Source organism: Segatella copri (assembly GCF_019249765.2).
GTDB lineage: Bacteria > Bacteroidota > Bacteroidia > Bacteroidales > Bacteroidaceae > Prevotella > Prevotella copri_K.
Map to the genome: position 1 here is coordinate 3,335,836 of NZ_CP152484.1, position 21,486 is coordinate 3,357,321.

Annotated in this window: 9 protein-coding genes; all 9 read left to right on the forward strand. The window is 47.2% G+C overall.

Annotated elements, in window-relative coordinates:
* The first annotated feature begins 9 nt into the window (after positions 1-9).
* The 9 genes from KUA46_RS14135 (at position 10) to KUA46_RS14175 (ending at position 21,468) form a co-directional block, all read left to right on the forward strand.
* Positions 10-2,874 (forward strand): pectate lyase, encoded by a 2,865-nt coding sequence (locus KUA46_RS14135; RefSeq protein ID WP_256625044.1) that lies wholly within the window; start codon positions 10-12, stop codon positions 2,872-2,874.
* A gap of 108 nt (positions 2,875-2,982) precedes the next feature.
* On the forward strand, positions 2,983-4,551 hold the full coding sequence (locus KUA46_RS14140; protein WP_218487141.1) for a hypothetical protein: 1,569 nt from the start codon (positions 2,983-2,985) through the stop codon (positions 4,549-4,551).
* Between the two features lie 231 nt (positions 4,552-4,782).
* A complete protein-coding gene (locus KUA46_RS14145; protein WP_218487140.1) occupies positions 4,783-7,749 on the forward strand; it encodes a SusC/RagA family TonB-linked outer membrane protein in 2,967 nt (988 codons plus the stop codon).
* A gap of 18 nt (positions 7,750-7,767) precedes the next feature.
* The gene (locus KUA46_RS14150; protein WP_256625043.1) at positions 7,768-9,432 is read left to right on the forward strand and encodes a RagB/SusD family nutrient uptake outer membrane protein; all 1,665 of its coding nucleotides are present in this window, start codon (positions 7,768-7,770) and stop codon (positions 9,430-9,432) included.
* Positions 9,433-9,482: 50 nt separating this feature from the next.
* Complete coding sequence (locus tag KUA46_RS14155) at positions 9,483-10,874, forward strand: DUF5114 domain-containing protein (RefSeq protein ID WP_218487139.1); 1,392 nt, start codon at positions 9,483-9,485, stop codon at positions 10,872-10,874.
* A gap of 18 nt (positions 10,875-10,892) precedes the next feature.
* Positions 10,893-11,978 (forward strand): glycoside hydrolase family 53 protein, encoded by a 1,086-nt coding sequence (locus KUA46_RS14160; RefSeq protein WP_218487138.1) that lies wholly within the window; start codon positions 10,893-10,895, stop codon positions 11,976-11,978.
* A gap of 17 nt (positions 11,979-11,995) precedes the next feature.
* Positions 11,996-14,446 carry a glycoside hydrolase family 2 TIM barrel-domain containing protein gene (locus KUA46_RS14165; RefSeq protein WP_256625042.1) on the forward strand — a complete coding sequence of 817 codons (2,451 nt, stop codon included), beginning with the start codon at positions 11,996-11,998 and terminating at the stop codon, positions 14,444-14,446.
* Between the two features lie 156 nt (positions 14,447-14,602).
* Positions 14,603-17,482 carry a two-component regulator propeller domain-containing protein gene (locus KUA46_RS14170; protein ID WP_218487137.1) on the forward strand — a complete coding sequence of 960 codons (2,880 nt, stop codon included), beginning with the start codon at positions 14,603-14,605 and terminating at the stop codon, positions 17,480-17,482.
* 1,049 nt (positions 17,483-18,531) lie between these two features.
* A complete protein-coding gene (locus KUA46_RS14175) occupies positions 18,532-21,468 on the forward strand; it encodes a SusC/RagA family TonB-linked outer membrane protein (protein WP_217325808.1) in 2,937 nt (978 codons plus the stop codon).
* Positions 21,469-21,486 lie beyond the last annotated feature (18 nt).

Sequence of the window (21,486 nt, forward strand, 5' to 3'; positions counted from 1 at the left end):
GAACGCAAAATGAAGAAAATGGTATTTACTTTGGCACTCCTCCTGATGAGTTTGAGTGCAGCTTTGGCACAGACATGGACATTTGGTGCAATGAGCGAGGCTGACAATGCTTTATGTGCAGCTGATGCCAACTGGGTATTGGGAACTGATCGCTACGGCTATACCTTAGCTTTGGAGAATGAAGCTCTTGTAGCAAATGGCTCAGAATTGGCTTATGCTAAGGGCTTGAAGTTTACTGCTGGTGCTCCTGCTGATAAAACCGAAGGAAAAGCAAAAGTCCGCTTGAACTATGGCTCTTCTCGCTTGGAATTGAACGGTAATGGTGTTTCTTTGATTATTCCAAGTCTGAAGGCTGGTCAGAAAGTTACTGTTAGCTGCAAGACTGGTAGTACCTCTACTGCTCGTTGCTTGGATGCTACTAACCTGATTTCGGTTTCTGGTTCTTTTGGTACCCCAACAACTGATCAGGTTACCAACGTAGGAACTGTAACAGCTGATGGTGATGTCGTGTTGAAAACCAATGGTGGTGGTATGAATATCTATAGCATCAAGGTTGAGACTGTAGGTGGCGGATCTACCGTTACTCCTGGTTCTACCGACAAGATTACCAATGCCGTGGCTCGTAACAGCAAGGTGAACCAGATGTATGTTACCACCAAGTCGGGTGATGTGAAGTATTATAATACTGCAGACTTGACAAGTGTGAAGTTCGAAGGTGATAAGGCAATCATCGCACCTAAATCAGGTTCAGAGAATGATGAGTACAATGCTTCAGTTCAAGCCATCAGATTTGCTAAGAAGGCCGATCAGGGCGAAAGTGGTGATATTGACAATCCGGCAGGTGTGATTCAGATTACTGAGGCAAAGGGCTGGCAGGAGTCTGCCTACCTGAAGTGGGCTCCATTCGAGGGCGCTTCTTCTTATAATGTATATGTAGATGACAAGAAGATTGATGCTCAGCTGGTTCGTCAGTATAAATCTTACTATCGTGCTGATGTTCTCGGTTTGAAGGAAGGCACTTATTCTGTAAAAGTTGTTCCTGTAAATGCTGAAGGTAAAGAGATTGCTGGTGCCAATACAGCTTCTAACTTGGTAGTAAAGAGCTACAACCGTGAGGGCTTTGCTCATTTCAAGTATGCTGGTGTAGGTGCTTATAATAATGATGGTACTTTGAAGGCTGGTGCTAAGGTTCTCTATATTACAGCCAAGACAGCTAAGACCGTTTCTACAACAGTTAATACAGGCAAGCCAGAGACTATTACGGGTCTTCAGGCTATTATTGATGCTTATCAAAAGGGTGAGGATACAACTCCTATCGTCTTCCGAATCATCGGTAAGGTAAGCCTTTCTGACTTGGACAAAATTTCAAGTTCTGCAGAAGGTTTGCAGATTAAAGGTAAGGGTGCTCACTCTGTAATGAACATGACTTTCGAAGGAGTCGGTGATGATGCTACTGTATATGGATTTGGTTTCTTGCTTCGTAATACCAAGAGTGTAGAGTTCCGTAACTTTGCTATCATGCGTTGCCTGGATGATGCCATGTCTCTTGATACTGATAACTCTCATGTATGGATTCACAACATGGATCTCTTCTATGGTAAGAAGGGTGGCGCTGCTGACCAGGCTAAGGGTGATGGTACTGTAGATATCAAGGGTGACTCCCAGTATATAACTGTAGCATACAACCGTTTCTGGGATAATGGTAAGGCTTCTATGTGTGGTATGACGAGTGAAAGTGGCCCTAACTATATCACTTATCACCACAACTGGTTCGACCATTCTGACTCTCGTATGGCCCGTATTCGTACCATGAGTGTTCACATGTACAACAACTACTATCTGCACAATGATGTTTATGGTGTTGGTGCAACATCGGGCTCAAGTGTGTTCATGGAGTCTAACTACTTTGATGCTACCAAGCGTCCTATCATGAGTTCTCTGCAGGGTACTGATGCCAAGGGTGATGGTACTTTCTCTGGTGAGAAAGGTGGTTTGATTAAGGCATACGGCAATGTATTTGCCAACAAGCCAGACAACTTCAGCTATATCCCATACGCAGAAAACAATACAAGCTTCGATGCCTACGAGGTTTCTGATCCAAGTGAGCAGGTTCCTTCAAGCGTAAAGACTTTGGTAGGTGGTACTTCTTATGATAACTTCGATACCAACTCAAGCCTCATGTATGCATACGCTGCTGATAAGGCAGAAGATGTTCCTTCTATCGTAGAAGGCTTCTATGGTGCAGGTCGTTTGAATCATGGTGACATTGATTTCGTTATTCCTGATGAGACAGTCGTAACAAATGGTCATCAGCAGCCATGGCCTGCTTTGGCAAGTATTCTTGACGCTTATACTTCTGGTGTTGTTAAAGTGTTCGGTGAGAGCAATGCAACAGGCGAAGGTGGTTCTACTGAAGGTGGAAGCACTGGTGGTGAGACAGGTGGTTCTGGCGAAGGTGGTAGCACTGGCGGCTCTACTGGTGGTTCAGAAGGTGGCAGCACAGTAACTCCTATCGAGGGTACAGTAACTTGCTCATTTGCTGGAGGTAAGGCTTCTAATAGTAGCTTTACTGTAGCGGGAAACTTTAAAAATAGTACAACTGGGGTAACTGTAGATGGAAATACTTATAATGATTACCTCAAATTAGAATCTTCTGCAGGTACAGTATCTTTTAAGACAACAGCAAAAATGCAGATGACTTGTTATACTGGTGATACAAAGGCAAAATTAAAGATTGATGGTGCTGATGTTACTGGTGATACAACCAAGGGCGTTGTTACTGTAACTCTTGAGGTAGGTGATCATTCTATAGCCAAGGCTGGTTCTGGTTCTAAGTCTTTATATCTCATCAAACTTGTACCTGTAACAGAATAATGAATGTGTTTTGCCCGATGAGGGAAGGATGTATACAATAATTTCAAGGGCTGTCTTTTCTTGAAGAGGACAGCCCTTTTTTAGAAACAAAAACTAATCTTATCTAAAATGAAACAAACAAACTCTACTTTTTCTGCACAGCTTAAGGCTGTTTGTCGTAAAACTCTCTTGGCTTCTGCTTTGCTTTGTAGCTTCTCTATGATGGCAAATGCACAGACCCAGGATGGTCGTGACTTCTCTTTGGATGGCTTCGCTGCCTATGAAGGTACTCCTGGTACCAACTGGTATCGTGTCGGAGGAACTACCGGTGGTGCCGGTGGTAAGGTGGTGAAGGCTGACAACTTCTCTCAATTGCAGGCCTATCTCCAGGCAGCAGACCCATACTTTGTTATCGTAGATCATGATATTACTACAGGCATCAAGTGCTATGTGGATGATCTGAGTACCGGTCGTTTGCTTGACGACCAGAGTGGTAAGTCTGGCGTAGAGTCTGTCTATGGCGAGCGCATTATGGTTGCTCCTAACAAGACTTTGATTGGCGTGGTGAACCCAACAACAGGTGAGGCTCCTCTCTTTTCTCATATCACCTTCGTGATGCAGTCGGTTGATAACATTATTATCCGTAACTGCCGTTTCACCATGAAGGGCGTTCCTGTGCTCAGAACAGGTGAGAATAAGATTGTGGCTTGGCGTAATGGAGCACAGGTAGAAGTGGGTGACCCTGACTGCATCGGAATCCAGGCAGATAAGGTAAGTGCCAAGACCGACTGGGGTGGACATATCTGGATAGATCATTGTGAGTTTTTCAATGGTGGTGCAGCCAATAAAGACCGCTATGATGGTTTGCTCGACTGCAAGAACAATGTGCAGTGGATGACTTTCAGTTATAACTATTTCCACGACCATGACAAGAGCTGTCTCTTTGGTAAAGGTAATAGCGATATTTATGATGGTTGTCGTACTATTTCTTTCCATCACAATTTCTTCAACAACATCCAAGGCTCCCGTCTTCCTCAACAGCGAGGTGGGCATATGCATTATTATAATAACTATATGAAGGAGTGTCAGGATGGTTATCGTCTTAACGACCAGGCAACAGGTTACATTGAGGCTTGTTATTTTGAAAATACGAAGTCTCCTGTCATGTCGAAGGGTGAAAAGGGGCTACATGTTAACAGGGCTGATGGCTATGATGTGATATTCAAGGGATGCTCCAACCTGTTGACTGGATATGATAATATTGATGGAGCAAAGATTAATAGTCATGTTACATTAGCATCTTCCGATTGGGTTCCTACTCAGACCGCTTCTTCTTACACCCAGCATTATCTCGACAAGACAGTGGATGTTCCTGCCATCTGCGAGAAGTATTCTGGTGCAGGTAAGGTAGAAATCTGGAAGGCTTATACTTCTGCACTTCCTACGGTAGATATGTCTGAATTCGATCATGCCATCAAGAACTACAGCACAGCTAAGACCTACGATGCAGAAGGAAAGGAAATGGCAGGTGCTACTACAGGCATCTCTCTTGCAGAAAAGGCATCAGAAGCTGGAGTCTCTCGCATAGAGTATTATGATTTGGCAGGTTCCCGTCTTTCAGCACCTCAGAAAGGTATCAATATCGTCAAGAAGGTGAACCATGATGGACATGTAAGCGTGAAGAAGGTAATTTTCTAAAGAAAAGGTGATTTTCTAACAGGAAAGTTGTTACTGGCGAGATATCAGGTATGAATCCGATAAAGATTCCTGCCTCTTTAATGACAAAACGGACAAAAGCGAGATAAAGATTTGCTTTTGTCCGTTTTTTCATTATTTTTGTCTTAAATCTATCTGCTGTTTTCTTCTTTTTTCCCTACTTTTGCAACTGAAAACAATTTTAAACGTAAAACGCAACCTAAAAGTAAAACAATGAACGCAATCCAGAATTTAGCAAAGAGAAGTTTGCTTCTCGTGGCATTGTTCGTCATCGGATGTCTGCAACTCTTGGCGCAGACAAGAACCATCAAAGGTGAGGTGACTGATGCGCAGAATGGTGAGGCTCTGATTGGCGCCACTGTCATGGTGGAAGGCGAAAAGGGCGGTACAGTTACTGATTTTGACGGTAACTTCAGTCTTCAGGTATCTTCTTCAGCCAAGAAGATCAAGGTATCTTATATCGGTTATATTGATAAGGTACTTTCTATCTCAGACAATATGAAGGTGAAACTCGAATCTGACAGCAAGGCGCTGGCTGATGTCGTGGTCATCGGATATGGTACGGCAAGAAAGAGTGACCTGACTGGTTCCGTAGCTACCGTGAAATCGAAGGACTTTAATAAAGGTCTCGTTTCTTCTCCAGAACAGTTGATCAACGGTAAGGTTTCGGGTGTGCAGATTATGTCTAACAGTGGTTCTGCCTCTGCCGGTAGTACCATCCGTGTGCGTGGTGGTGCATCTCTTAATGCCAGCAACGACCCGCTTATCGTGCTCGATGGTGTGCCATTGGAGCAGGGTGGTATCTCGGGTAACAGCAGCAACTTCCTCAGCATGATCAACCCTTCTGATATCGAGAGCATGACTGTATTGAAGGATGCTTCTTCTACAGCCATCTATGGTTCCCGTGCATCTAACGGTGTCATCATCATTACCACCAAGAAGGGACAGCAGGGGGCTGTAAAGGTGAACTTCAATACCACCAACAGTTTGCAGACCCGTGCGCAGATGGTAGATATGCTGAGCCGTGATGAATTTGTGAATGTCATCAACCAGTATGGTACAGATAACCAAAAGTCATTGCTTGGTACAGCCAATACCGACTGGAACGATGAGGTTTACCGCACTGCCTTCGGTACAGATAATAACCTCAGCGTGAGCGGCAGCATCGACAAGTGGTTGCCATTCCGTGTGTCTGTAGGCTATTACAACCAGAGCGGTCTGGTTCGCAAAGATAATGTAGAGCGCTGGACAGGTAACGTGGTATTGACTCCTAGCTTCTTCCAGGATCACCTGAAGTTGACCATCAATGCCAAGGGAACCCTCAATAACAACTCATTCAATAATGGTGGTGCCGTATGGGCAGCTGCCACATTCAACCCAACCATCCCGGTTTATTCCGGCAACGACAAATATGGTGGCTACAACGAGGCACTCGATGCTGATGGCTATCCTGTGAATGCAGGTGTAAGAAACCCTCGCGGTCTGGTTGACCTGTATGATTCAAAGAGTAAGGTGAGCCGTTTCATCGGTTCGATGGATGTAGATTACAAGGTTCATTTCCTGCCAGACCTCAAGCTCCATGCTACCGTGGGTGCTGACTATGCCAAGGGCGATGGAACCGTTTATGTTCCTGCCTACGCAGCACAGAGCTACAACAAGGATGAGTCTTTGGGCGGTAGCGATTACAAGTATGGCCCTCAGAAGAACGAGAACCGCTTGCTTACCCTCTATGCCAACTATGCAAAATATTTCGAAGATATCAAGAGTAATGTAGATCTGACAGCCGGTTACGACTACCAGTATTGGAAGAGTACTACACCTCTTTATTATACCAAAAGTGCGGCAGGCACAAACCTGTCAACCGTAAAGGCATCAGATTACCGTCATGTAATGTTGTCATATTACGGACGTATCAACTATTCATTCGATGGAAAGTATCTCCTGACGGCTACCGTTCGTCGAGACGCATCTTCCCGTTTCTCTAAGGATACCCGTTGGGGTACTTTCCCATCTGTTGCTTTGGGCTGGACTTTGACAGAAGAGCCTTGGTTGAAGAACCAGAAGGTACTTTCTAACTTGAAACTCCGTGCCAGCTATGGTGTTACCGGTCAGCAGGAAGGTATCGGCAACTACAACTATCTGCCGGTTTATACCTACAGCGTGACAGGTGCCGAAGCATTCATCAACGGACAGTATATCAATACTTACCGTCCTGAGGCATACGTAGAGGACCTGAAGTGGGAGACTACAACCTCCTGGAACTTCGGTCTCGATTTCGGATTCCTGGATGGCCGTATCGGTGGTGCCATCGATTTCTATACCCGTAAGACCAAGGACCTGTTGGCATCAGTACCAACAGCAGCAGGTACCAACTTCTCAAAGACTATCCTTACCAATGTAGGTAATGTAGACAGCAAGGGTATCGAGGTTTCTCTGAATGCAACCCCTATCCAGACCAAGGATTGGGAGTGGAACCTGAGCTACAATTTTACCTGGCAGAACATGAAGGTGAAGAACCTTTCATTGACAAAGGGTGGAAGCCAGACCAACGTGAAGGTAGGTCCATCTATCGATGCTTACCAGTTCCAGGTACTCTCTGAGGGATATGAGCCATACATGTTCTATGTATATCATCAGCTCTACGACTCAAAGACAGGCAAGCCTATCGAGGGTGCTTATGCCGATCTCAACAACGATGGCGAAATCAATGAGTCAGATCTCTACCGCTATCATTCTCCAGCCCCTAAGTACATCATGGGCTTGAGCACATCATTGAGATACAAGCAGCTGACACTCGGTATGAGTTTCCGTGCCAACATCGACAACTATGTATACAACGGCATGGGTATGAGTACAGGTGCTTTCGAGACAGTAAGCTACAACAACTCACAGCTCAACAACCTCAACACCAGTTTCCTGAAGACAGGTTTCAAGACCCGTCAGTATCTCTCTGATTACTACGTAGAGAATGCTTCGTTCCTGAAACTCGACAACCTGAGTTTGAGTTACAATGTAGGCAAGATCAACAAGTGGGCTTCACTTACCGTATCTGCGATGGTACAGAATGTATTCACCATCACCGGCTACTCTGGTACAGATCCTGAGGTGCCAAACGGAATGGACAACTCATTCTATCCACGTCCTCGCACTTACTCAGTAAGCCTCGGACTTCAGTTCTAACAATCAAAACAGATAACAATGAAACTTAAGAATATATTATATAGTATGATGATGGGAACAGCGGTGCTGACAGGCACAACCAGCTGTGTTTCCGATCTCGACCAATATCCTCATACAGAGACAACCTCTAAGGATGTTTATACCTCGCTTGCCAATTACGAGGCTGTGCTGGGCAAGATTTACGCTGCCATGGTGACCAGTGGTCAGGGCAAGGGCGGCGATAATAAGGATATGGAATCCGTATTGAACAATGGTAGTGGTTTCGATTACATGCGTATGTTTATCAATATGCAGGAGTGTGGTACCGATGAATTTGCCTCTACCTGGCTGACAGGTGAGCAGACTACGGGGCTTACCTATCTCTCTTGGGATGCCAACGATGCCTGGGTATCAGATATGTATTATCGCATCTACTACAACATCGCCCTCTGCAACGAGTTCCTGCGCAATGCCAACAGTGCCAGTTTCTCGGGTGCTGATGCAGAGAAGATGAAGGAGTATAAGGCAGAAGTCCGTTTTATGCGTGCTCTGTTCTATTACCATGCCCTCGATTTCTATCGCAACATTCCGATGGTGACAGAGAACGACCCTGTGGGCAGCTACATTCCTCCTCGTTATACTCCACAGCAGACATTCGATTATATTGAGAGCGAGTTGAAGGATTGTGTAGGCGATATGCTTCCTGCATCCACCTGTCCTTACGGTCAGGCTTCTCAGGGTGCTGCCTATACCTTGCTTGCCAAGCTTTATCTGAACAGCGAGGTTTATACCGGCGTTGCCAAGTATGCCGAGTGCAAGGAGGCTTGTGAGAAGGTGATGAGCATGGGCTACTCCCTGGAAGATGATTACAGCAAGCTCTTCAATGCAGATAACGACAAGCGTACCAACGAAATTATCTTCGCCTTGCCGGTAAGTGCTGAGCATACTGTAAGCTGGGGTTCTTCTACCTATCTGGTTTGTGGACAGGTAAGTCAGTCAAATGCCAACCAGAATGTAGCCGATTATGGTGTAACTGCCGGCTGGAGTGAATTCCGTCTTCGTCCTGAGTTCGTGGATAAGTTTACCCAGACCGATATTGATGGCAATGGTGACAAGCGTTGCAAGTTCTTTACCAATGGTCAGAGCAAGGATATTTCCAGCATGACTACAGAAACCGCCGGCTATCTCTCAGAGAAATGGAGCAACCTGAAGGATGATGGTACTACGGCAGCATCTAATACTGCTGATGCAGGTGTAGAAACCGATTTCCCTCTCTTCCGTTTGGCTGATGTCTATCTGATGTATGCCGAGTGCGTGGTTCGTCTGCATAATGACTGGGATAACTGGGCTGGTGGTAGTGATGCTGCAGATCCTGACGTGATTGCTTCCCGCAAGCAGGGTGCTATCTATTGGATCAACCAGCTTCGTGAGCGCTCTCATGCTTCTGATGTATGGGCAAGCAACTTTGCCAACGACGATGCCTTCCTCCAGTTCATCCTCGATGAGCGTGCCCGTGAGCTTTATCATGAAGGTTATCGCCGTACCGACCTGATTCGCTATGGTCAGTTCACAACCAACAAGTACATCTGGCAGTGGAAGGGTGGCACCCACGATGGACAGGCTGTTGACAGCAAGTACAACATCTATCCAATCCCTAACACCGAGCTTACCGCCAATCCAAATCTTCATAACGACAACTATTAACTCAATGTTGAATGTTGAGTGTTGAATGTTAAATTACAATGCAAATAACAATGAAAAAGATATTTAGAAACCTGATGATGCTTCTCTGCGCACTCACCGCCCTGGTGAGTTGCGACGAGAGTGGCGACAAGATATATCTGGATGGCTTCAAGGCATCCGATCTGATGGCATCGGCATCCGATGTGAAGCTGTCTGTAGATAACAGTAAGGACGTTGTCCTCTCGTTGGCTTGGCAGAATCCTACCTTGCTTTCGAGCGATGAAACCAAGCCTGCGGGCAGTGGAGTGCTGAAAACTTATCTGCAGGTATCAGCCTCAGAGAACTTTACTTCAGAAAAGGAATACACCGTAACCGACCTTTCCAAGGCTTTCACCGGTGCTGATCTCAATGCTGCAGCCAAGGATCTCGGCTTGTCTCCTGATGTGAGTTCACCTCTTTATTTCCGTATCAAGAGTCTGATGGGTAGTAATCTTGATGCCGCTTACAGCAATGTCTGCCAGGTAAAGGTTACTCCATACCTCATTGATATGAGCTACATCAATATCCTGAATGAGAAAAAGGATCAAGTTCTGACCAAACTCTATTCTCCTAATTCTGATGGAGTTTATTCTGGCTATATGAATGCCTCTTCTTGGTTCCATATCTGGGGTAAGGAAAATGATGGTACCATTTGGGGTAATGTAGGACAGGATGGTCATGTGTACGAAATGGATAATACTGAGTCTGCATGGAACATCTGGTTCCCAGGTCAGACAGGTATTTATTATACAGTTCTTGATACAAAAGCTAAGGAACTTAAGCCAACTTACATCAAGTCGATGCAGTTGAATGGTGAAGATATGACCTATGATGCTCCTAACTATGCTTGGACCAAGGTGATTACAACCACAGCCGATAATACTCCAGTCAGCATTGTAGCTACAGGTGCCGAGTACAGCAAGGCTACTGGTACAGAAGATGCTGCAGCCGTTGAGAAGACATTGAACTATACTTTGGCTGATGGCAAGATGACAGATGCAGCAACAGCTGGTAGCGTAAATATTGCCAAGGCGGGTACTTATACCATAACCGTGAAGGTTGGTGAGCACAGCCAGTTGGAATACACCATCGTATCGGGCGATCAGACAAATCCTGAGCCAGAGGCTAGCAATACTCTCTGCATGTTCAGCAAGGATGGTAACACCCTTCTTGCCGTGATGAACAAGGTGAGTGATGGCGTTTATACCTGCAAGTACAAGCCAACAGCTTGGGAGAACTTCCGATTTATCTTCGTAGGTGAAAACAAGGACGACAAGCAGACTTGGTATGGTTCTGATCCAAGCGATCTTTTTAAATTGTCAACAGCTAGTGACTGTTGGGACATTTGGTTCAAGGATGATGTAACTGGTGGTGAAGTTACCGTTACCGCCGACCTCAACACCATGACATGGAAATATGAATAATTAATAAGAAAAATAACAATGAAGAATATATTTGGAAAAGCCATATTGCTGGCTTCAGCACTCTTGTTTTCTATTACGGGCACAAGTTGCAGCAATGATGATAATATCACTCCCGAAAAGGAGAAGACATACGATATGAGTGGCTTCGCCAAGGGCGCCGATGTTTCCTGGCTCACAGAGATGGAGAAGGATGGTGTGAAATTCTATAATCAGAATGGCAAGGCAACAGAATGCATGAAGCTCCTCCGCGAAGAGGGAACCAATTCTATCCGTCTGCGTGTCTGGGTAAATCCGGAAGGTGGCTGGTGTGGCAAGAATGATGTCATCGCCAAGGCTTGGCGTGCTCAGCAGCTCGGCTTCCGTCTGATGATTGACTTCCACTATTCTGATACCTGGGCTGACCCGGGCAACCAGAAAGTTCCTGCTGCATGGCAGGGCTATACTGCTGAACAGATGAAACAGGCTGTGGCTGATCATACCAAGGATGTGTTGACAGCCTTGAAGGATAGAGGTGTAACCAACGTAGAGTGGGTGCAGGTGGGTAATGAAACCCGCGACGGAATGCTCTTCAACAGCGATGAGGCCGTAACTGGTAAAGCGTCAAAGAATGCTGCCAACTTTGCTGCTTATGTTAACGCCGGTTATGATGCTGTTAAGGCGGTTTATCCACAGGCAAAGGTCATCGTTCATGTAGATAAAGGTCAGGACCTTGGTGGACTTACCTGGCTTTACGATAAGTTGAAAGAAAATGGTGGAAAATGGGATGTCATCGGACTTTCTCTTTATCCGGAAGATGATAACTGGCAGAGTTATGCAGAGAGTTGTCTCTCTAACATCCAGACTCTTTCTTCTAAGTATGGCAAGGACGTCATCATCTCTGAAATCGGTATGTGGTGGGGCTCTGACCAGGCTGCGCCAATGATGAAGAAGATGGTGGATGGCTGCAAGGCAATCTCTACCTGCGAGGGTATCTTCTATTGGGAACCAGAAGTTTACAACAACTGGAAACCAGCCAACTATACCACTCTGGGTTGGTCTGCATATACCAAGGGAGCGTTCGACAACAGCGGCAAACCAACTGCCGTATTCAATGCATATAAATAAGAATATTAAATAGCAATATGATCAAGAGAAGCATTACTTTCATGACTCTTGCCCTGGCACTCACTACGCTGTGCCAGGCGCAGAGCAGAAAAGTCATCACTTTGCCATCGTGGGACTTCTCCCGTGATGGTAAGGCGTGGCAGCAGGTAGCTGTTCCGCACGATTGGGCTATCTCGGGTCCTTTCGATAAGAAATGGGATCTGCAGATGGTGGCTATCGAGCAGAATGGCGAAAAGGAGAAGACCGAGAAGTCGGGACGCTCTGGAGCTCTCCCTTGGATAGGAGAGGGTATGTATAAGATGAACTGGACGGCTCCTAAGGGCTATAAGCGTGCCGTACTCGTCTTCGACGGTGCCATGAGCCAGCCTGTTGTCAGCGTCAATGGCAAGGAGGCAGGCAAGTGGGCTTACGGCTACAATGCCTTCCGCATCGACATCACACCTTTCATCCAGTTTGGTAAGAGTAATCTCATCGAGGTACATCTTAATAATGTAGAGGAAAGCAGTCGCTGGTATCCGGGAGGCGGTCTTTACCGTCCGGTTTCCGTAGAACTCTATGGCAACGAAAACTTCTCTACCTGGGATACCTTCGTCCGTACCCTGAAGGCTGATAAGCAGGAAGCTGAAGTAGAAGTAAATGCGCTGCTGGAAGGAAAGACTGGTAAGTCGGGCAAAACCGTCATAGCTCTGTTGGATGAGGCTGGCAAGAAGGTTGCCGAGCAGACCGTCACAGGTGCCAATCCTGAAATCAAGACTACTCTGAAGGTAGCAAATCCTCAGCTCTGGTCTCCGGAATCTCCTTACCTCTATCAGGTAAAGCTTACCCGATATGAAGGAAAGAAGGTGGCTGATGTGCAGACCCTGAAGACCGGTATCCGCACCATTGCCGTATCCAAGGAATATGGTTTCCAACTCAATGGCGTTACCCGCAAACTGAAGGGTGTCTGCCTGCACCACGACCTCGGTCCATTGGGCGCAGCAGAGAATAAGGCAGCCCTTATCCGTCAGATTAAGATGATGAAGCAGATGGGTTGCGACGCCATCCGTACTGCCCACAACATGCCTTCTACCATGCAGATGGAACTCTGCGATTCCCTCGGTATGATGGTCATGGCAGAGAGTTTCGATATGTGGATTTATCCTAAATGCAAGAACGGCTATGCCAACTTCTTCAAGGAGTGGAGCGATAAGGATATCACCAATCTGGTAAAGCACCACCGCAACCATCCTAGCATCGTGATGTGGAGCATCGGTAACGAGATTCCTGAACAGTGGAGCCAGGAGGGTGTGCAGATTGCTAAGCATCTGCAGGATATCTGTCATCAGTACGACCCATCCCGCCCTGTAACCCAGGGTATGGATAAGGCAGAAGATGCCCTGAAGAGCGGCTTTGCCCAGGTGATGGATGTGCCGGGCTTCAACTATCGCGTACATAAATATTATAAGAATATTGAGCAGTTGCCTCAGGGTTTCCTCCTCGGTTCTGAAACTGCCTCTACGGTCAGCTCCCGTGGCGTATACAAGTTCCCGGTAGTAGTAAGTGATAAGGCTACCTATCCTGATGGTCAGTGCTCAAGCTATGATACCGAATACTGTTCCTGGAGCAATCTTCCGGATGATGACTGGAAGATGCAGGATGACTACAGTTGGGTAATCGGTGAGTTTGTATGGACCGGTTACGACTATCTGGGCGAGCCGACTCCATACGATACCTACTGGCCAAGCCGCAGCAGTTACTTCGGCATCTGCGACCTTGCCGGACTTCCAAAGGACCGCTACTATATGTATCGTGCCCGCTGGAACGAGCAGCAGCATACCACCCATCTTCTTCCTCACTGGAACTGGAAGGGCAGAGAAGGACAGGTTACCCCTGTATATTGCTACACCGATGGTGTGGAAGGCGAACTCTTCGTCAACGGCAAGAGTCAGGGCAGGGTTCGCAAGGACAAGTCAAGCCGCCTCGACCGCTACCGTCTGCGCTGGAACAATGTGAAGTATGAACCGGGTGAGATTCGCGTGGTTACCTACAACCAGTATGGCGACAAGGTTGGCGAGGACGTGAAGCGTACTGCCGGCGAGCCTGCACAGATGAAGTTCAGCGTAGAAACACCTGATCATGAGCCTATTGCCTGTATGGTAGAAGGTTGTACCGATGAGCACAATGTGCTTCTGAATGCCGATGGCAACGACCTTGCCTTCATCACCGTGAGTCTGCAGGATAAGGACGGCAATGAATGTCCGCTTGCCGATGACGAACTGACCTTCGAGGTGAGTGGTGCCGGCACTTTCAAGGCAGCCTGCAACGGCGATGCCACATCGCTCGAACCGTTCACCCTGCCACAGATGAAACTCTTCTCCGGCAAACTCGTAGTCATCGTACAGAGCAGCAAGCAGAAGGGCGACATCATCCTGAAGGTAAAAGACAGCAAGCGAAATATCGAAAAGTCGATTACGCTCCAGGCAATATAAGAAGACTGAGACAGATTTCAGTTGGTTATAAAGTATATAGTTTATATCGGATCCTCTGGGAATAGCAGCGGCTATTTTTCCCAGGGGATTCTTTTTTTTATAAATTTTCTCCGATATTTTTTGGCGTTATCATGAATATTGTGTAAATTTGCACACATGAAAAAGTCAAAAGAACCTATAAACCGCATCAGCATGGCAATTGCTATGCTCTTTATTTCGCTCGCCATCCATGCGCAGCGTTTCGTTAACACCTCCCTTGAAGGTGCTCAGTCCGTTTGTGCCATTACCCAGGACAGTGATGGAATGATATGGCTCGGAACCGATAACGGTCTTTACAGCTATGATGGTTATCATGGCTACCGCCATTTTCAGGAACATACATTCAGTAATACGCGTGTCAATGCGCTCGGTTTCGAGGGCAGGATGCTCTATCTGGCTACTGGCAACGGCATCCTGAAATTCGATACGCAATCTTATCAATATGCCGAAACACCAGCCATGAAGGCTTTTGCCGATGAGGCGAAGCGCAAGCAGCTGAAGGAACTCCGTGTGCTCGATATCAAGGGTGGTAAGACTGACTTCGGTGGCGATGTCTATGCCTTGCTCTCTACTCCGCGAGGCTTGCTCGTAGGTTCGCTTGCTGGTCTGCGTCTCGGCAGCAGACTGATTCCGCTCCGTGCCGGAGAACAGCCGCTGGTCAATGCGCTCGCCTATGATGCCAAGCGCCGATGCTACTGGATTGGTACCGAGGGCGCTCTCTATTGTGCCGATTTGCAGCTCAGGAACTTCTCACAGATTCCAGCTCTGAACGGCAATTCCATCAAATGTCTTTCTACAGATGCTGCCGGCAATCTCTATATCGGAACCGATAACGGACTCTATCAGATGGCACTCTCCAATGCCATCACCCATTATATCCACGATTCCCGCGATGATGCTTCTATTCCTAACAACATCGTCTGGGCTTGCTTTGTAGATAAATGGCAGAATGTATGGGTGGGTACTGACAATGGACTCTCCCGTCTCACTACCCATACCTATTACCGCTATGTATCGCTCGATAAGATTACGATGTCGGGTGAGGGCAACTGTCTCCATGCCATGCTCCAGACCCGTAACGGCGAATGGTGGATGGGCGGTACCAACGGTCTGATTCATTTCACCCGGAATGCTGAAGGTTATCAGAATGTGGCATGGTACAAGCAGAACAGCTCTGCCTTCCCGCTGAGTCATAACCGTGTACGCAAGATTTATGAAGACCATGACGGCGATGTATGGATCTGTACCGACCATGGCATCAACTTCTATGACCGCAGTTCCCGTCAGATGCGCAACTTCATCGTCTACGATAAGAGTGGCAAGTATTCTACTGCCTGGGCTTACGATATTCTCCAGGACAAGAAGGGCAGGATATGGATGGGTTCTTATCAGGGCGGTGTCTTCGTGATGGATAAGGCGGCTCTTCTGAGCGGCAAGACCATAGCCGACTGGCATTACTCGGATAAGGGAAAGAATGCGCTCTCTGGTCTGCATGTCGGTCAGATGGTGATGGATGGAAAGGGTAGGATTTGGGTTTCTACCTATACCCGTCTCGACTGCATCAATCCGAACGATATGAAGGTGGTGCAGGTAGCTAACTCTGATGTTGTCAACTATCTGATGGCAGACAGCAAAGGCAATATCTGGATGGGTGATAACAATTCGGTAACCTGTTATTATGCAGCCGGTTCTGTGCTGGGTAACAGCTTCTCTTCCAAGACATGGCAGATTGGTGGCAAGGTAAGTACCATGTGCGATGTGGAAGGCAAGATATGGGTGGTATCGGGCAATGAATGCTGCGTAATCAATCCACAGGGCGAGAGCCAGCGTTTCATGATTCCTTCTGTTGTGCCGCTCAACATCTGTTACAGCAGACAGACTCATGAGGTAATGATGGGCGGCAATGACGGCTATGTGGCAATCAGTTCCGATGTAGCACAGAAGCCTAAGCAGTTTACTCGCCTGATGCTGGCTGGAATCATCGTAAACGGACAGGCTTGTGAGGAGCGTGGAGAAATCCTGAAACTGAAGAGTGATGAGAACAACTTCACCCTGCAGCTCACCGACCTTCCTTTTGCTGATCATCCTTCAGCCGTTTATGCTTACAAACTCGAAGGCAGCGACCACGACTGGCATTATCTGAACTCCGGCAATATCGATATCACCTATAATGGTTTGTCGTATGGCGATTATCATCTTACGGTTCATGCCGTGGATGGCGAAGGCAAGATAGCTGCCGAGGTTTATTCGCTCGATATCTCCGTCCTGCCGCCTTGGTATCTCTCCTGGTGGTGCAAGCTCTTCTATATCACGGCACTCATCGTGTTTGTGGCATGGCTGGTAAGCTGGTATTTCTTGCGCAAGGAACTGGCTGATGCCCAGAAGCAGAAGGCTGAGGTGTTGGAACAGGTACAGATGCGTATGGACTTCTTCAACCGTCTGACGGAAGATTTGAAGGCTGCCGTAGCTCATCATTCATTTGATGAGGTGACAGCTCTGATGGTCCGCTACCTGAATGTGAAGATGCCAGAGGAGCCATCAACTGTTGCCACTGGATTATCCGCTTCGCCTGTATCTGAGTCTGAGTCATCATCCTCAGAACCAGTTCCTGCACGCTCTGAGTCTTCTGAAGAGGAGAAGAAGGAAGTAGATGTCAGCGAGTTGGATGCGGCAGACAAGCGTCTGCTCGAAGAGATCAATGAGGCGATAGAGAAGCACATGATTGATTCTGACTTCAATGTTTCGATGTTGCAGGATGTGATAGGCATAGGTGGCAAACAGCTGTATCGCAAGACGAAGGCGATAACGGGCCGTACGCCTGTAGAGTATATCCGTGAGATGCGTATGAGCCGTGCTGCCGAGCTCCTGAGCCAGGGTAAGTTCAGTGTTTCCGAGGTGATGTATACCGTTGGTTTTTCCAACAGCAGTTATTTCTCCAAATGCTTCTCCAAGGAGTATGGTATGACTCCTACGGAATACATGAAGGTGAAGAGGTAAATAAATGATGTGCTTCCGTTTGCCTATAGATATGGCTGCGTGGGGTTAAGAATATGGCTGCATTGGGTTACGGATACGACTCCGTTGGGTTACGGATACGACTCCGTAGGCTAATGGAGACGTATCCTTCGGCTTGTCGAGATATCTGCGTCAGCTGACGGAGCTACTTGAGTCAGCTGATTGAGCCACTTGAGTCAGCTGATTGAGCTACTTGAATCAGCTGACTGAGCTACTTGAATCAGCTGACTGAGCTACTTGCGGTAGCTGACTTCGCCCACACGCCCTGAAAGGGCAGAAGCTCCTAGCCCAGGGCATCGCCCTGGGTAATTACGGACGCAAACCTGTCGCCCTGTAAGGGCAAAAGCTTTAAAACTCCAGGCAAAACATTAAGCTTTTGCCCTTACAGGGCGCCTTGCTGATTGCCATTATACCCAGGGCGATGCCCTGGGCTAGGAGCTTCTGCCCTTTCAGGGCGTGCTGCTTCTGGAGCTTTTGGGCCTTCAGCCCGTACTTGAACCACATGCGAAACTTCAGTCTCTAACTTAATGCCACATTTTTACTTGGCAACAAAGGAAGAAAATACGTTCCGATGCAGTAAAAAATGCGTCCCGATGTAGCATTTGCTACGTCCCGACGCAGCAAAAGATACGTCCCGACGTAGTACAAGCTACGTCGGGACGTAATTTCAGCTTTATGAAAACGGCTACATAGAAACAAAAAAAAGTGTGTATTGAACTTGGTTTTGCAAACTGTAATCGGATGTGACAAAAAATCGACAATTAACTAAATTTATGAACATATATGCTAAAAAACATAGATATTTCATATCAAACATTTAAATTTTAAGCGATTATCTTGGGCAAATAAGAAAATATTCGTAATTTTGCACCGATTTAAGTTAAATAGGTATTTCCATGCGTGCATATTAGTGAAAGAATGTATAAATGGAGGGGCGAAGTGTCGCCCTGAGTGCTTTCGGCTTTTACCAAACGAGAAAAAAATGAGAAAAAAATAATAATTATTAATTAGTAAACTTGAAACAAACAAGGATGAGAAGATTAACTCTTTTACTTGTCTCACTTGTATTGTTGTCTATCCAATCGGTCTTGGCGCAGAGTTTCAGCGTCAAGGGTACAGTCGTGTCTGCTGAAGACAACGAACCGATGATTGGTGTGACCATTATGCAAGAGGGAACATCAAATGGCGTAGTGACCGATATTGACGGTAACTATACCATCGAAATTAAGGGTGCTTCGAAGGCTACGCTTGCCTACTCTTATGTGGGTTGCGTTACGCAGAAGCACGTTGTGAAAGCGCAGACAAATACGCTCAACATCACCCTTGCTTCGGATTCCAAGATGATGGATGAAGTGGTTGTGGTGGCGTATGGCGTGAGAAAGAAGGGAACCATTGCGGGTTCCGTGTCTGCCGTAAAGTCTGAAAAGATAGAAAATGTGCCAGCGGCAAGCTTCGACCAAGCTTTGCAGGGACAGAGTACTGGTTTGCAGGTCATCTCTTCTTCGGGTGAACCTAGCAAGGCGGCTACCTTCCAGATCCGTGGTACCAACTCTATCAACTCCGGCAAGTCGCCACTCTTTATCCTCGACGGCGTGCCAATCTCAAGTTCTGATTTCAATACCTTGAGTCCTAACGACATCGAAAGTATCTCTGTATTGAAAGATGCCTCTTCTACCTCTATCTATGGTGCACGTGCTGCCAATGGTGTGGTTGTCATCACTTCCAAGCGAGGCTTGGCAATGGACAAGGCGAAGATTACGCTCCGTGCACAGTATGGTTTCTCTGAGTTGGCACAGACCAACTGGAAAATGATGAATACCGACGAGCGTATCCAGTTTGAGAAAGAAGTAGGTCTGGATACAGGTAAGGATTACAATCTCCTTTCAAGAGTAAACGTAAACTGGCTGGACGAGGTGTTCAACGACCGCGCTCCGCTGCAGAGCTACGAACTCTCTATCAACCGTGCTACCGACCGCTTGAACTACTATGTTTCTGGTGGTTTCTACGACCAGGACGGCATCGCACAGAATTCAACCTTCCGCCGTTACAACATCCGCACCAATGCTGATGTAAAGGCAGGCAAGTGGTTGAAGGTAGGTACCAACACCATGGCTGCCTATGAGGAGGCTCAGCAGGCTGACGACGGTAGCTATAATACCGTTACTCCTATCTCAGCATGCCGATTCATGCTGCCTTACTGGAATCCATACGCAAAGGATGGCAGTCTGGCTTCACTTGCTGCAGGCAACTGGGCTGGAACCAGCGAGAACCCTATCGTTTACATGGGCTTGAATCCTATCAAGAACAAGAAATATAAGGTGCTCTCTACCATGTATGCTGAAATCTATCCGATAGAGAATCTGACTATCCGTACTCAGTTCGGTGCCGATTTCACCCATTCTACAGCGTTCCTCCAGTCGTTCCCAAGTCTCTCTTCAAATAACGGACAGGGTACTGCGGCACGCCAGAGCAGCGATGCCATCAACCTGACAGAGACCACTACGGCTAACTACCGTTTCACCCTGAACGATATCCATTCGTTCAACGTGATGCTGGGTCAGGAGGCTGTCAATTTCCACTCAGAGGGTTTCCAGGTATATTCCAAGGGTCAGACCAGCGATCTCCTGACCAACGTATCATCAGGTACACGTGCCAGCCGCTGGGCAGATTCATCTTCTGACTACTCTTACCTGTCATTCTTCATGCGTGGCGAGTATAACTATAAGGAGCTCTACTATGCCGACTTCTCTCTGCGTACTGATGCTTCTTCACGTTTCGGTAAGGAACATCGCTGGGGTACATTCTGGTCGCTCGGTTTCATGTACAACGTGAAGTCAACCGACTGGCTGAAGGATATGAAGTGGCTCAGCACAGCCCAGATTGCCGTAAGTACCGGTACATCGGGTAACTCTGAGATTCCTAACTATTATCATCTGGCTTTGGTTTCTGGTGGTGCCAACTACGATAATACTGCCGGTTTCTCTCCATCACAGAGTGGTAACGAGGAATTGGGTTGGGAGTCAACATGGGCAAACAACTTCGCCCTCCGTTTGGGCTTCCTCGACAGAATCAACTTCAGCTTCGAGGCTTACTACAAGCGTACCTCCAATATGCTGATGCGCGTTCCTGAGTCTTACACCGTTACCGGCGAGGGCTATCGCTGGAAGAACGTAGGTGTGATGGCTAACAAGGGTATCGAGCTGAGCGCTGACGGTGATGTAATCCGCACACGCGACTTCACCTGGAATGTAAGTGCCAACGTATCTTACAACCAGAACCGATTGAAGGAACTCTATAACGGTGTAACCGAGTATGTAAACTCAACCACCGGTTTGAAGTATGTGGTAGGTCACTCAGTAAGCGAGTTCTTCCTGAACCGTTATGCCGGTGTGAACCCAGCGAATGGTGAGCAGCTCTGGTATGATAAGGATGGCAACGTGACCAACGAGTTCCGTGAGAGCGACAAGGTGATGACAGGCAAGACCTATGATGCACCTTGGATGGGCGGTTTCGGTACAAGCTTCCGTTGGAAAGGTTTGCAGCTTTCTGCCCAGTTCAGCTGGATTGGTACACGCTACGTCATCAACAACGACCGTTACTTCGAGGAGAGCGGTGTAACCTTCGGTACTGCTTACAACCAGTCAAACCGTCTGTTGTACGACCGCTGGAAGCAGCCTGGCGATATTACCGACATCCCACGTTGGGGCGAGGTAACCCAGCTTGACGACCGCTTCTTGGAGAATGCATCGTTCCTCCGTCTGAAGAATCTCAGTCTGTCCTATTCATTGCCACAGAGTCTGTTGCGCAAGACCAACTTCTTCTCTATGGTCAGAATCTACGGTCAGGCACAGAACCTCTTCACCGTAACCGGTTTCAACGGTCTGGATCCTGAGGTTTCATCCAATATTTACCAGGCACAGTATCCGGCATCACGCCAGTTTACTCTGGGTGTTGAATTGCAATTCTAACCAAGAAAGGAGAAAAAA